This window comes from Pseudomonas fragariae (ex Marin et al. 2024) (genome assembly GCF_059621105.1).
The window spans coordinates 5,320,629-5,334,943 of record NZ_CM184369.1; the positions used below are offsets into that span (position 1 = coordinate 5,320,629).

At 61.3% G+C, this 14,315-nt stretch carries 12 protein-coding genes; 4 read left to right on the forward strand and 8 right to left on the reverse strand.

Annotation, left to right across the window (positions count from 1 at the left end; genetic code table 11):
• Window positions 1-10: 10 nt before the first annotated feature.
• The 6 genes from rodA to AC54XV_RS22995 are packed head-to-tail and all read right to left on the reverse strand — an operon-like array spanning window position 11 to window position 5,941.
• A complete protein-coding gene (rodA, locus tag AC54XV_RS22970) occupies window positions 11-1,114 on the reverse strand; it encodes a rod shape-determining protein RodA (RefSeq protein WP_003399772.1) in 1,104 nt (367 codons plus the stop codon).
• 31 nt (window positions 1,115-1,145) lie between these two features.
• Window positions 1,146-3,041 carry a penicillin-binding protein 2 gene (gene mrdA / locus AC54XV_RS22975; RefSeq protein WP_003399770.1) on the reverse strand — a complete coding sequence of 632 codons (1,896 nt, stop codon included), beginning with the start codon at window positions 3,039-3,041 and terminating at the stop codon, window positions 1,146-1,148.
• Between the two features lie 28 nt (window positions 3,042-3,069).
• Window positions 3,070-3,537, reverse strand: coding sequence for a 23S rRNA (pseudouridine(1915)-N(3))-methyltransferase RlmH (gene rlmH, locus AC54XV_RS22980; protein WP_002555336.1), 468 nt, complete (start codon window positions 3,535-3,537; stop codon window positions 3,070-3,072).
• A gap of 9 nt (window positions 3,538-3,546) precedes the next feature.
• Complete coding sequence (gene rsfS / locus AC54XV_RS22985; RefSeq protein WP_002555337.1) at window positions 3,547-3,933, reverse strand: ribosome silencing factor; 387 nt, start codon at window positions 3,931-3,933, stop codon at window positions 3,547-3,549.
• 60 nt (window positions 3,934-3,993) lie between these two features.
• Entirely contained in the window at window positions 3,994-4,653 is a 660-nt protein-coding gene (gene nadD, locus AC54XV_RS22990; RefSeq protein ID WP_161420682.1) for a nicotinate-nucleotide adenylyltransferase, read from the reverse strand.
• Window positions 4,654-4,675: 22 nt separating this feature from the next.
• Complete coding sequence (locus AC54XV_RS22995) at window positions 4,676-5,941, reverse strand: glutamate-5-semialdehyde dehydrogenase (protein ID WP_024651248.1); 1,266 nt, start codon at window positions 5,939-5,941, stop codon at window positions 4,676-4,678.
• Window positions 5,942-6,226: 285 nt separating this feature from the next.
• On the opposite strand from AC54XV_RS22995, the gene AC54XV_RS23000 reads away from it, so the two are divergent.
• The 3 genes from AC54XV_RS23000 (at window position 6,227) to AC54XV_RS23010 (ending at window position 10,389) form a co-directional block, all read left to right on the forward strand.
• Window positions 6,227-6,898 (forward strand): DNA-3-methyladenine glycosylase, encoded by a 672-nt coding sequence (locus tag AC54XV_RS23000; RefSeq protein ID WP_011268989.1) that lies wholly within the window; start codon window positions 6,227-6,229, stop codon window positions 6,896-6,898.
• 3 nt (window positions 6,899-6,901) lie between these two features.
• Entirely contained in the window at window positions 6,902-8,218 is a 1,317-nt protein-coding gene (locus tag AC54XV_RS23005; protein WP_024639421.1) for a bifunctional DedA family/phosphatase PAP2 family protein, read from the forward strand.
• A gap of 137 nt (window positions 8,219-8,355) precedes the next feature.
• Window positions 8,356-10,389 carry a TadG family pilus assembly protein gene (locus tag AC54XV_RS23010; protein WP_129450172.1) on the forward strand — a complete coding sequence of 678 codons (2,034 nt, stop codon included), beginning with the start codon at window positions 8,356-8,358 and terminating at the stop codon, window positions 10,387-10,389.
• On the opposite strand, the gene AC54XV_RS23015 is transcribed toward AC54XV_RS23010, so the two are convergent.
• Both AC54XV_RS23015 and AC54XV_RS23020 read right to left on the reverse strand, forming a co-directional pair.
• Window positions 10,386-13,166: a PAS domain-containing sensor histidine kinase gene (locus AC54XV_RS23015; protein WP_024651251.1), complete on the reverse strand. Its 2,781-nt coding sequence runs from the start codon at window positions 13,164-13,166 to the stop codon at window positions 10,386-10,388. The two genes, AC54XV_RS23010 and AC54XV_RS23015, sit on opposite strands and share 4 nt — an antisense overlap.
• A complete protein-coding gene (locus AC54XV_RS23020) occupies window positions 13,156-13,611 on the reverse strand; it encodes a TadE/TadG family type IV pilus assembly protein (protein ID WP_003399758.1) in 456 nt (151 codons plus the stop codon). Before AC54XV_RS23020 ends, AC54XV_RS23015 begins: the two co-directional genes overlap by 11 nt.
• Before the next feature lie 74 nt (window positions 13,612-13,685).
• Between AC54XV_RS23020 and AC54XV_RS23025 the strand changes: the two genes are divergently transcribed.
• Complete coding sequence (locus tag AC54XV_RS23025; protein ID WP_011268994.1) at window positions 13,686-14,156, forward strand: A24 family peptidase; 471 nt, start codon at window positions 13,686-13,688, stop codon at window positions 14,154-14,156.
• The last annotated feature ends 159 nt before the right edge of the window (window positions 14,157-14,315 follow it).

The following is a 14,315-nucleotide window of genomic DNA, read 5'->3' on the forward strand; positions in this document are numbered from 1 at the left end:
TTCACCTTAATCAAACTTGAGCGATCCATTTACGATGTGTATGGATCGACATCAAAACCCCAAACGCTGACAGTAGGGTCACGAGCGAAGTTCCGCCGTAGCTAATGAAGGGCAACGGCACCCCCACCACTGGCAGCAGGCCACTGACCATACCGATGTTGACGAAAACGTAAACAAAAAACGTCATGGTCAACGCGCCGGCCAGCAGTTTGCCGAATAATGTCTGCGCCTGCGCAGTGATCACAAGCCCGCGGCCGATCAGCAGCATATAGATGATCAGCAGCGCACAGATGCCTACCAGGCCGAACTCTTCACCCAATACTGCAATGATGAAGTCGGTATGGCTTTCCGGCAGAAAGTCGAGGTGCGACTGGGTACCGAGCAACCAGCCTTTGCCGAACACGCCGCCCGAACCGATCGCAGCCTTTGACTGAATGATGTTCCAGCCGGTCCCCAGCGGATCGCTTTCGGGGTCCAGAAAGGTCAGTACGCGCTGCTTCTGGTAGTCGTGCATGAAGAAGAACCACATGGCCACCGCGGCCGGTATGGCCGCCGCCAGTACACTGATAATCCAGCGCCAGCGCAAACCGGCCATGAACAGCACGAAGGCACCCGACGCCAGAATCAGCAGTGACGTTCCCAGGTCGGGCTGGCGCACGATCAGAATGAACGGCACACCAATCAGGGCGAGACTGACCGCCACATGCTTCAAATGCGGCGGCAGCGTGCGCTTGGACAGGTACCAGGCGATGGTCGCCGGCATGATGATCTTGAGAAACTCCGAAGGCTGGAAGCGGATCACCCCGGGAATGTTGATCCAGCGCGTTGCGCCCATGGCGTTGTGACCCATGACATCCACCACCACCAGCAGCAGCACGCCGATGACATACAGCACCGGCACCCAGCGCGCCATGAAGCGCGGCTCCAGCTGGGCGATCACCACCATTGCCACCAGACCGATGCCGAACGAACTGGCCTGTTTGATCAGCAGGTCCCAGTTCTTGCCGCTGGCCGAATACAGCACGAACAGGCTGCCCGCCGCCAGCGTCAGCAGCAGGATCAGCAATGGGCCATCGATATGAATGCGCTGCAGAAACGTGGCGCGGCGACGCATCACGTCTTCACTGGACAGGATGCGGTCGAAATTACTCTTCACGGGCCGCAGCCTCCAGATTCAGGGAACCGGCGTACTCGGGTTTGAGATGGCCGTTTTCGTCGAGCAGCCAGGCGTCCAGGACCTGACGCACGACGGGGGCAGCAACGCCGGAACCGGACTCGCCGTTCTCGACCATCACTGCAACAACGATTTTCGGGTTATCAGCCGGGGCGAAGCCGACGAACAAGGCGTGGTCGCGGTGGCGTTCCTGCACCTTGGTGCGGTCGTATTTCTCGCCCTGCTTGATGGCCACCACCTGGGCAGTACCGCTCTTGCCGGCAATCCGGTACTGCGCACCAATGGCGGCCTTGCGCGCCGTACCGCGCGCGCCGTGCATCACTTCCTGCATGCCATGGTTGACGCGTCCCCAGTTGGCCGGGTCGCGCAGCACGATGTCCGGCATCGGATTTTCATCAACAGGCGCCTTGCCTTCGATGGTTCTGGCCAGATGCGGCCGATTCCATACACCCTTGTTGGCCACCAGCGCGGTCGCCTGGGCCAGTTGCAAAGGCGTCGCCTGCATGTAGCCCTGACCAATCCCGAGAATCAGGGTTTCGCCAGGGAACCAGGCCTGACGGCGCGTGGCGCGCTTCCACTCGCGGGACGGCATCAGGCCGGGAGATTCTTCGAACATGTCCAGCGAGACCTTCTGCCCGATACCGAACTTGTTCATGTAGGTAGCCAGTCGATCAATGCCCACCTTGTGTGCCAGATCGTAGAAGTACGTGTCATTTGAACGCATGATCGCCGTATCCAGATCGACCCAGCCATCGCCGGTGCGGTTCCAGTTGCGGTACTTGTGATCATAATTGGGCAGTTGGTAATAGCCCGGATCGAATACCCGCGAGCCAGGCGTCACCGCACCGGTATCCAGCCCGGCAATCGCCACTGCAGGCTTGATGGTCGAGCCCGGCGGGTACAGCCCTCGCAGGATGCGGTTGAACAGCGGCCGGTCGATGGAATCGCGCAGCTCGGCATAGGCCTTGAAGCTGATGCCGGTGACAAACAGATTCGGATCGAAGCTCGGCGCACTGACCATCGCCAGCACTTCCCCGGTGGCCGGGTCCAGCGCGACGACCGCACCACGACGCCCGCCCAGTGCCGCTTCGGCGGCTTCCTGAAGCTTGATGTCCAGGCTCAGGACGATGTCCTTGCCGGGGATCGGGTCGGTGCGCTTGAGCACACGCAATACGCGACCACGGGCGTTGGTCTCGACCTCTTCGTAGCCGACCTGACCATGCAGCTCGGGCTCGTAAAAGCGCTCGATGCCGGTCTTGCCGATATGGTGCGTGCCGCTGTAATTGATCGGGTCGAGGCTCTTGAGCTCTTTCTCGTTGATGCGCCCCATGTAGCCGACCGAGTGGGCAAAGTGCGGCCCTTGCGGGTAATGCCTGACCAGTTGCGCAACCACTTCGACGCCCGGCAGGCGGAACTGGTTGACGGCGATCAGGGCGATCTGTTCCTCGCTCAGCTCGAACAGGATGGGCACCGGCTCGAATGGCCGACGCCCCTGCTTCATGCGCTTTTCGAAGATGATGCGGTCGTCGGGGGTGAGCTGCAGGATCTCGACAATGGTGTCGAGCACGCTGGACCACTCGCCGGCGCGCTCACGGGTCATGCTGAGACTGAAACTGGGCCGGTTATCGGCGACCACAACGCCGTTACGGTCGTAGATCAACCCGCGGCTGGGCGGAATCGGCTGAACGTGAACGCGGTTATTTTCCGAAAGCGTGGAGTGATACTCGTACTGGATGACCTGCAGGTAATACAACCGGGCAATCAGCACGCACACCAGCAACACCACCGCCACAGCACCGAACACGACCCTGCCGCGCACCAGGCGTGCGTCCTTTTCGTGGTCTTTGAGGCGGATCGGTTGAGACATTTAGGCCGTATTCACAGTAAAGACGATGCTACTTGTGATAAGGGTGCCCGGACAGGACCGTCCAGGCGCGATACATCTGCTCGCCGATCAGGATGCGCACCAGCGGGTGCGGCAGGGTCAGCGGCGACAGAGACCAGCGTTGTTCACTGCGGGCACAGACTTCAGGCGCCAGCCCCTCGGGGCCGCCGACCATCAGGTTGACCGTGCGCGCATCGAGACGCCAGCGATCGAGCTCGACCGCCAACTGTTCGGTGCTCCACGGTTTGCCATGCACTTCCAGCGTGACAATCCGCTCGCCCGGCTGCACTTTCGCCAGCATCGCCTCGCCTTCCTGACGGATAAAGCGCGCGACGTCGGCGTTTTTGCCTCGGGTATTGAGCGGGATTTCCACCAGTTCAAGCGCAAGCTCGGAGGGCATCCGCTTGGCATATTCGTGCCAACCTTCTTCCACCCACTTGGGCATGCGCGAACCCACAGCGATCAGACGCAGACGCACATCAAGACCTTATTCGTTGCCCGGTGTGTGGTGCGCAGCGCTGGCAGCACGGCTTTGTTCAGCCCCCTGCCACAAGCGCTCGAGGTCATAGAACTGGCGTGCCGCAGCGGTCATCACATGGACGATCACATCACCCAGGTCCAGCAGGACCCAGTCGCTGTCGCCCTTGCCTTCTTCGCTCAGGGACTTCAGGCCGGCAGCCTTGACCTTGTCACGGACGTTATCGACCAGTGCGTTCAACTGACGGTTGGACGTACCGGTGCAGATCAGCATGTAGTCAGCGATGCTGGTCTTGTCGCGCACGTCGATGGTCAGGATGTCGGCACCCTTGACCTCTTCGAGGGCTGCAATCGCAACATTGATGACTTCTTCACTGCTCATTTTTTGCTTGGTCATATAAAACTCATTCAGCTCGTATGTGTGGGACCGTCCAGACGCTTGTCGATCAAAGCAGTTTCAGGACGACCCATCAGTGTTCGGCGCGCGGTAAAGTCCGCGCGCATCGATATAGGCCAGTACCGCGTCTGGCACCAGAAAACGTACCGACTTACCGCTGGCCAGCAGTTGACGGATCTGGGTGGCAGATACCGATAAAGGCGTCTGCCAGACGAATGTAATCTGTCCACCCGGCCCTTTCAGGGCCTTGGGATCGCTGACTGCGCGGGCCGCCAGCAGATTGCGCATGGCATCCGGCGACTCGCTGTCCGCGTCCGGGCGTTGCAGCACCACGATATGGCAGTGCTCCAGCAGTTCTTCCCATCTGTGCCAGGTCGGCAGCCCGCAAAAGGCATCCCAACCCAGCAACAGGAACAACTGGTCGCGAGGCGCCAGTTCGGCGCGCATCGATTCCAGTGTGTCGAGGGTGTACGACGGTTTGTCACGTTTCAGTTCACGGTCATCCACCGTCAGGGGCGACACACCCGCGACGGCGCTCTGAACCATCGCCAGACGATCCTCGGCGGTGACGCTCGGCATGTCACGATGCGGAGGCCTGGCGCTGGGCGTCAGGCGCAACTCATCGAGTTCCAGCAGTTCGGCCACTTCGAGCGCACCGCGCAAATGACCGATATGAACCGGGTCGAACGTGCCCCCAAGCATGCCGATACGTCTGGGCAGCGCGGTCATGGGGCTATTCAAGTCAGGCTTGTCCGCGCAATTGGCCGTCACCGATCACGATGTACTTCTCGCAGGTCAGCCCTTCAAGACCGACAGGACCGCGGGCGTGCAGCTTATCAGTAGAAATGCCGATCTCGGCACCCAGGCCGTATTCGAACCCGTCAGCGAAGCAGGTCGGCGCGTTGACCATGACTGAACTGGAATCGACCTCGGCCATGAACCGGCGCACCTGACTCTGGTGGTCCGAAACGATGGCATCGCTGTGATGCGAGCCGTAATGGTTGATGTGCTCGATGGCTTCATCCAGCCCGGACACGACGCGAATAGACAGAATCGCGTCCAGGTACTCGGTATGCCAGTCGTCCTCGGTGGCCGGGATCACGTCGATCAGCTCACGGGTACGCTCGCAACCGCGCAACTCGACGCCCTTCTCGCGAAACTGTGCGGCCATCGACGGCAAAAAGTCGGCGGCAATGGTCTGATCGACCAGCAGGGTTTCCATCGCGCCGCAGATCCCGTAACGGTAGGTCTTGGCGTTGAAGGCGATCTTCTGCGCCTTGGCCAGATCGGCGTGGGCACTGACATACACATGGCAGATGCCGTCCAGATGCTTGATGACCGGCACCCGCGCATCGCGGCTGACGCGCTCGATCAGGCCCTTGCCGCCACGCGGAACGATGACGTCCACGTACTCGGGCATGCTGATCAGCGCGCCAACCGCTGCACGGTCGGTGGTTTCAACCACTTGCACGACAGCAGCGGGCAGCCCGGCCTCGGCCAGACCGCGTTCAATGCAGGCCGCGATGGCGCGATTGGAATGAATGGCTTCGGAACCACCGCGCAGGATGGTTGCGTTTCCGGACTTCAGACACAGACTGGCCGCATCGATGGTCACGTTCGGACGTGACTCGTAGATGATTCCGACAACCCCCAGCGGCACGCGCATCTTGCCGACCTGAATACCCGACGGCCGATAGCTCATGTCGCGGATCGCACCGACCGGGTCTGCCAGCGCTGCAACCTGACGCAACCCGACGATCATGCCGTCGATCCGTGCGGGGGTCAGGGCCAGACGCTCGAGCATGGCCGGCTCAAGCCCGTTCGCCTGACCATTGGCCAGGTCCAGCGCATTGGCGGCAGACAGCTCGGCGCGGGCTTCGTCCAGAGCGGCGGCAGTGGCCTGCAGGGCGCGGTTCTTCTGCGCAGTGCTGGCACGACCGATCACTCGCGAAGCTTCGCGGGCGGCGCGACCCAGGCGGGTCATGTAGTCAAGAACGGACTCAGTCATTGGTCTCAGAGGTCTTGGCAAAGAGGAAAGCGGCTGATTATAGCTGTCGTGCCGCCCGAACGACAGCGCAGACAGGCGGATGGTCGATATCAGTGCGCAGATTTTTCGTCACCGTGGCAGGCGTTGCCAGCGGCCATGCACAGGCAGGCATCACGCATGGGCTTAACGGCCTGTCATGATTCGGTCATGTTCAGAAACAACAAAGCGCCTAATCCGGACACATTCAGCTGCAATTAAACTTGCGCTTGTTATTATCGGGCTCTTTCTCAATGTACCCGTCCGATTATGCCCACAGCCCTTCCCGACCACTTCTTTCATCGCGATGCCCAGGTGCTGGCGCGCGACCTGCTGGGCAAAGTCATTCGCCACAAGGCAGGCGACCTGTGGCTGGCCGCGCGGATTATCGAAACCGAAGCGTACTACTGCGCCGAAAAGGGCAGCCATGCCTCGCTGGGCTACACCGAGAAACGCAAGGCGCTGTTTCTCGACGGCGGCCACATCTATATGTACTACGCGCGTGGCGGCGATTCGTTGAATTTCAGCGCCGAAGGGCCGGGCAATGCCGTGCTGATCAAATCGGCGTTTGCCTGGACCGACGCAACCAGCGACGAAAACGCGCTGGCGCAGATGCAACTGAACAACCCCGACGCCAGCGGCGCGATGCGCCCGGCGCAACGGCTTTGCGCTGGCCAGACGCTGCTGTGCAAGGCGCTCGGCCTGAAAGTCCCGGTGTGGGACGCCAAGCGCTTCGACCCGCAGAAATTGCTGGTCGAGGACGTCGGCCAGACACCCGAACGTATCATCCAGACCACCCGACTGGGCATTCCTGCCGGGCGCGATGAGCACCTGATGTACCGCTTCGTGGATGCCGGGTACGCCCGTTTCTGCACACGGAACCCTCTCAGACGCGGTCAGGTCGAAGGCCGCGACTACTTATTTCTCGATCAAGGAAACTGACCGATGGGCGATCTGCTCAATGGAATGACTGGCTGGCTGACCGCAAACCCTTCCTGGGTGGCTGTCGCGATCTTTTTGGTGGCCTTCATTGAATGCGTCGCGATCGTCGGGATCGTCGTGCCGGGCACGGTCATCATGTTTGCCATCGCCGCCCTGGCGGGCAGCGGGATACTGCCGTTGAGTGAAGTGCTGTTGCTGGGTTTTCTCGGCGGGCTGCTGGGTGACGCGGTGTCGTACTTCGTAGGCCGGCGCTTTCATCAGAATATCCGTCAATTGCCCGGCTTGCGCACGCACCCGGAGTGGATGGAAGGTGCGGAAAAATACTTCCACCGTTACGGCATTGCCAGTTTGCTGGTAGGACGCTTCATCGGTCCGTTGCGCCCGATGCTGCCGATGATCGCCGGGATGTGCGACATGCCGCTGCCGCGCTTCGTGGCGGTCAGTGTGCTGGCGGCGGCAGGCTGGTCGATTGCCTACCTGATGCCGGGCTGGGCGGCAGGTGCAGCGATTCGCCTGCCACTGCCGGAAGGCTTCTGGCCCGAGGCGGCCGTGGTCGGCGGCGGCCTGGCCGTCCTGTTCGGGCTGAGCATCCAGAGCAGTATTCGCCAGAAACGCTACGCAACCCGACTGATTTCCGCGCTCAGCCTGACGCTGGTCGCGGCGCTGTTCTTCGGCTTCCCCTTGTTGGCCGACTTCGACAACGGCCTGATGACGCTCATCCAGGAACACCGCAGCGAAGCCACGCAGCACATTGTGGTCTTCGTCACCAGCATCGGCGATTTCAGGGCGCAGTTGCTGGCCGCCAGTCTGCTGATCATCGTGCTGGCGGTTGCCAGGCAATGGCGCCACGCAGCCTTTGCCCTGACCGCCACACTGGGCACCGCGATCGCCAACGGCATCCTGAAAACGTTTTTCGCCCGCGCTCGCCCGGAGGTGCTGTTAGAACCGCTGACCACGTACAGCATGCCCAGCGGGCATAGCTCGGCGGCCTTTGCGCTGTTCATGACCCTGGCAGTGCTGGCCGGACGTGGCCAGCCCGTGCGGCTGCGCGTGACCTGGATGTTCGTCGCCGGTATTCCGGCCCTGGCAATCGCGCTGTCGAGGGTATATCTGGGTGTCCATTGGCCCACCGATATTCTCGCCGGCATGCTTCTGGCGTTCTGTGTCTGCGCCGCCAGCCTGGCGCTCATTCAACGCAAGGACCCTTTGCCGGCCATGTCGGTGCGCGTCTGGTGGCTCGTCGTGCCAGCCATGACCGCGTTGCTGGGTATTTTTGCCGTTCGCGCCCTGTCGCACGGTGTGCTGCGTTACCAGTATTGATCGGCAGAACTGATCGCACCCGCGCGCAACGGGTGCGACACTTCTCAAATCTGGCACCTTGCCAGTGCTCTTTCGAGGCGTTGACTACACTCTCCAGCGACAAATGAGTGTGCGATGGCGTGATCGAAGGAGTGTTGATGTCTGCACTGGATGGTTATACGGCGCTGCCCTCCCGGCAGCGCGGCGCGATCGGCCTGATGGCGGCGCTGACCATGGGTCTGGCGCTGCTGTGCACGCTGACCGTTATCGACAGCGGCAGGCTGTACCTGGAAAAGCGCTCGTTGCAGCGGGTTGCGGACATTGCCGCCCTGGAAGCGGCAGGCCGCAGAGGAACGTGCAGCGGCACGGCGGCCTCGGCGCCCGATTTCGCCAGTCAGAGTGCTACGCGCAACGGTTTCACCCCGAATACCGATGGCCGCACCCTGGTGACTCGCTGCGGAACACTTGCGGTGGACGTCGCGGGACCTCGCGTATTTGTCGCCGACTCGACGCAAGCGCTGGCTATTCAGGTGGTTGCGGCGCATCCGGTGCCGCGCAGCATTGCAGCCGGCATTGGCGCCCTGTTCGAAAAAACGCCCTCCCCACCGAATGTGACGATCAGCGCCACCGCCGTGGCCGCCAGCGCCTCGCCGCTGGCGGCACTGACCATCCGCAGTGCGGCAGTCACTGTGGACAGCACCGGCGCCGCCCTCCTCAACCCGGTGGTCGGCAGCCTGCTGGGCGGTACGCTGAACCTGAGTGTTGCCAACTGGCAAGGCATCGCAGACACCAACCTGAGCCTGCTGAGCTACCTGAACAGGCTGAAAACCGACCTCAGCCTTACGGCGATTGGCTACAACGATGTACTCAACACCTCGGTCTCGGTCAGTCAGTTGCTGCAGAGCGCAATCAACGTCATCAGCCCCAACGCGACGCTGGGCGGTGCCGCCGCCATTCAGGGCCTGCAAGCCTTGAAGCTGGCGGCTGGAACGACCACCGTGCTGCTGGGTGATCTACTCTCAGTGCAGAGCGGCACGGACCTCGCCGCGCTGAACACCAATCTGCGCCTGATGGATCTGGTCCAGGGCATCGCGCAACTGGCCAACGAAAAAACCGGCGTTCTGACCGCCACCCAGATCAATGTCGCCGGGCTGGCGCAGGTCACCACACGCATTCAGGTGATCGAGCCGCCTCAGCTGTCGGCGATCGGCGACCCGAGCAAAATCGACCCGCTCAACCCGCGAGACGGTGCCAACCGGATTTACGTACGCACGGCACAGATGCGCGCGCTGGTGTCGATCAACCTGCCGGTGCTCGGCACAATCACTTCGCTGGCCAATACCGCAGGTTCGGTGATCGGCAGCCTCACGCCGATCCTCAACAGCGCATTGGGCCTGAACCTCGCCGGGCTGGGGACCTCGGCCTCCTGCGCGCTGGGACTGAGCAGTTGCATGGTGACCGACTTCAAGTTTCTGACCGACAGCTCATCAAGCGCAGGCCCGAGAATCGACATGAGCCTGTCAATGGCCAGCGCCGACAGCTACGTCACCGGTTTTACCTGTACCAGCAACGCCAGCAAAACCCTCAACGTCAAGACCGACGCAGCACTGCTCAGCGCCAGGATCGGCTCGATCGACAGCTCGTCGGCCTTCCCCGCCAGCACTGATCCGGCGGCCATCACCGCCCTGCCGGTGCCGGTCATCGATATCGGCACCATGACCTGTCAGAAAATCGCCGGGCTGCTGGGTAACTGCACCGCCCGCAAGCCTTTCGGGGGTGGCGGTATCGGCCTTACCTTCGACAACGTCAGCCAGTCGGCACTGGGCAGCTCGACGGTGACCAGCACGACGTTCAGCTCGCCCAACCTGCCGGAGATCAACAGTGCCCCGTTTTACCTGACACGCGTTGCACACACCAAACCGAGCACCTTGCTCAACGGCACGGCTTCAAGCGTGAAAGTGAATGTGTATAAACCGGCGACCAGCAATGTGCTGGGCAACGTCATCACCGGTGCGGCCACCACACTGAACAGCCTGACCCTGGCGCTGGATGCGATTGTCGACGACACCCTGACACGCTTGCTGACGTCGGTCGTCGACCCGTTGTTCGAATCACTGGGTGTGAGCATGGGGGCTACCGATGTCGGCACCAACCTGAGCTGCAACCTGGGTCAGGCGACGCTGGTGATTTAGCTGCCGGGCTGATCGGCGTTGAATATCGGCAGCTCGATCTGGAAGCGAGCGCCCTCGCCGATGTTGGCGACGCTGAGCTGGCCGCCCATCTGGTCGACGATGCCGTAACTGACGGACAAGCCCAGCCCGGTGCCGACACCTACCGGTTTAGTGGTGAAAAACGGCTCGAAAATGCGCTCCAGCAACCGCGGATCAATGCCTCCACCGTTGTCCTGGACCGCCAGGCGGATGATATTTTCATCGCGCTCGGCCTCGACACTGATCCATGGCTCGAAATCCCGGTCCTTTTCCCGGCGCGACAACAAGGCATCCCGGGCGTTGACCATCAGGTTGATCAGCACCTGCTCAAGCTGATCGACATGACCACGAACCCGCACCGCGTCGATCATCCCGCCGACCCGCAGCTGCACGCCCTTGCCTTTCATGCCTTCAGCCAGCATCGAGATCGTGCCTTCGACCGCCTGGGCCGGATCGAACAGCTGCTCTTCTACTTCAGAGCGGCGACCGAATACCCGCATATGATCGACCACCCGGGCGGCGCGCTGCACCTGGGTGTCGATGCGATTGAGCTTTTCAGTGAGGTATTCGATGTCCACATCACCCCGACCCAGACGCTTGAGGACGTTGACCACGGCCATGCGCATGACGTTGAGCGGCTGATTGATCTCGTGGGCCAGACCGGTGGACATCTCGCCAAGCGTTGCCATCTTCGCGCTCTGATTCAACTGCATGCGCGAGCGGCGTACATCGGTGTTGTCACGGCCCACCGCCTGCACTTCGACCAGTTTGCCGTGTTCATCGAATACCCCCCGGTCGGCCCATATCCACCAGGCATACTCGCGTCCCGGCAGCTCGATACAGATTTCTTCGGTACTCACCGGCGCTTCCGGAGTCAGCTGGCCGATACGCTTGATGAATGCCTCGCGCTGCTCGTCCGACAGCCAGTCTCCCAGGTTGATCCCGGTCAGTTGCTCGGGTGTGCACTCCATATACTTGGCCAGCGGCCGGTTGCCGAAACTCAACACCAGGTCCGGCGTGTAGCGGCAGATCATGGCCGGCGAATCCTCGACCAGAATGCGGTAACGCTCCTCGCTACGCCGTATATGCTCGGCGGCCAGGGTGGCCTCGGTCACATCCAGCCACAGACCCACCGCCTCCACCGGCATGCCGAGGTCGTCACGCAGCAGTCGCGCCTCGTCCAGCAGCCAGTGGTATTGGCCGTTCCTGTTGCGCAACCTGAAACGGCGGCTGACGAATCCTTCGCGCAGCAGTTGGCGATTACGCTCGAACCAGATGTCGTGGTCGTCGGGATGGATGTACCCCGCCAGTTGCCCGTCGACGCAATCGGCCAGCGTCCAGCCCAGCAAAGGCGTGAGGCTGTCACTGAAAAAGGTGGGTTCCAGATTGCCGTGATCATAACGCTGCACGTAAATCACGGCGGGCGAACTGGCAATCAGGTTATCCAGCCGGGCATGGGCGGCGGCGGCCTCGGTTTCCTGATTCTTGATATCGCTGACGTCCAGCATGAAGCCCAATACCCGCTGCACCTGCCCCCTGTGCAACGCTTGCCCCTGAATACGAAACCAGAGGGTTTCCTGAGCGGGGTCGTTTTGTGCCAGACGTACACAGAGCAACAGCGGCGTGCCCTTGTCGCGCAACTGGGCGAGGCGACTGGACAGCTCCTGTCGATCGGCGGGATGAATCAGTGCCAGCCAGTCCTGACGCGACAGGCTCTCGACCCGGTCGCCCAGACGCAGACTGCGAGCCAGCTGCGGTGCCAGCAGAACCTCGTCACGATCCGGCAGCAATTCCCACCACCCGGTGCCCAGCAGGTCCTGAAGCACCGCCAGGCGTTCGACATGGTGACGGTTATGTTGCTCGGACATTCGAAAAAGCACCGGCCCGGCCAGCGCCGAGCACAGGTTGAGCCACTCGCGCTCGCCCAGGTCCGGCGCCTGCTGCTGCGCGTTATAAAAACCGAACATCAGCCAGGCCTTGGCAACGTTATCGCGGCTGTGGGGGATGAGAAAACCGTCAGCGTTGCCGAAAACACTTTGCAGCGCTCCCGCATCGACACTGCCGCCAAACCTCAGCTGCTGCGTGGCATCGACGTTGAATCGATCCAGCGCAGTGCCCAGCCGCTGCCCGACCTGCCACAACTCGGGCGCCGTATGAGCGCTGTACTGACAATAAACACGCCAGCCGACACCGCCAACCTCCGGCAACACCAGCGCCACACAGGGAATGCGCCACAGCTGCGCGAGTTCCTCCAGTTGCTCGCTCACCACGGCAGTCAGGCGGTCGACATTGCACCCTCGCACACGCTCGGCCATCTGCCCGGCAAACCGCAGGCACTGCTGGCGGCTGCGCGCGGCACTGGCTTCCTCCATCAGGTCGCTGATATCCAGCAATTGCAAGAGCCAGCCCTTGCCATGCGCCTGCACCCAGCCTCGGGCGTGCAAGGTATGTGCATCGTCGCCCTTGAAGTCCAGGTCGAGCATGTGCCCCAGCCAGTCACGCGGCACACCTTCGATAACCAGTGCACTGTTGGGCAGCAGCAGACTCATCAATCGCTGGGCAGCCGGCAGTGGCGCAGCGATGTCCAGACGAGAGAGCAAGTGCGGGCTGATACTTTGTATACGGCCTTCGTCATCCAGCAGCAGATAAAGGTCCGCACCGATCGGACCGGGCTCGCTCGATATCGGCAAGGGCTGCGGCACCTGCGTTGCTTCACCACGGCCCAGCCAACGGCTCAAACGATTCTTTTCAAGGGACAAGTTGCAGACTCGCTTGTGCAGTCAGGTTGCTGGGCAAGCGCGGAACCTCGCCAATGCCTGGAAGAGTCAACAAGGGCAGTACCTGAGCCAGTCGGGTCTTGGGGTACTGGATGGTCACGGTCAAAATGCCTGCGCTATAGGTCACGCTGGTATGGTTGATATTGAATCCCAGCGCAGGGGGTATCCACGACAACTGGTTCATGACCACACTTTGGGCCTGACTCTTCAACAGATCGTTATAGCCAGTAACTGTCGGACTGAGCGCCACACTTCTGCGCACCGCTTCACTGGCGGCGGCATTGAATGACTGAACCATGAGCAACGGCAGGCTATAACTCACCATGCCGTAGAACACCGCAAAGAAAATAACGAACACCGCAGAGAATTCAATAGCAGCGGCCCCCTGTTGACGACGGGGCAAGGTGTGGTGCAGAACAGTTTTCATATCGACGTCTACCCTGACATGTAATGCATCAACACAGCATAGATCTTTCCCGATAACAGGATGTCTTCGGCGTGATGAAATTATTTTTCCTGCTGATCTGGTTTGCAATTTGCGCCGAACAGGATGCGCGTTGCAAGCAGATTTCCAACGGACTGACACTCGGCGCAGCAGCGCTGGCGATTATCTACCTGGCGTTGACCGGTATGACCTGGCTCGGCTCGCCTGCGCTGGAGGCCCTGCTGGCCGTGACCCTGGCATTGGCGCTGACATTGCCCGGTTACGCACTCGGCAAGTTGGGCGCCGCAGACGTCAAACTGATGACGGCGTTGGCGCTGGCCTCGAACAGTGCCTATCTGCTGTGTACGTTTATTGGCGCGGGTGTTGCCATGGCGACCTGGCTTATCGTCGGAAAGAGTGCCTGGCCGCTTGCACAGCAATGGGTTGCGCAACGCTATCGGTATATGAACCCTGCGGCGCCAGATAAACATCCTTTTTCACCTTTTTTATTCGCCGGTTTACTCCTGAGCACGGCACTGCTCCACTAGTCGAATAACAGCGCGGGAAATTTTAATGCTATGTACATAGTCAGAAAGTACGACTACGGTTAAGTCATGGCCATGACGTACTGTCACCAATACCCACACTGATCGAATAACGCCGAGTCATGTTTTGCTGAATGGATCGGGGCGCCGTCGGCGGCCCCC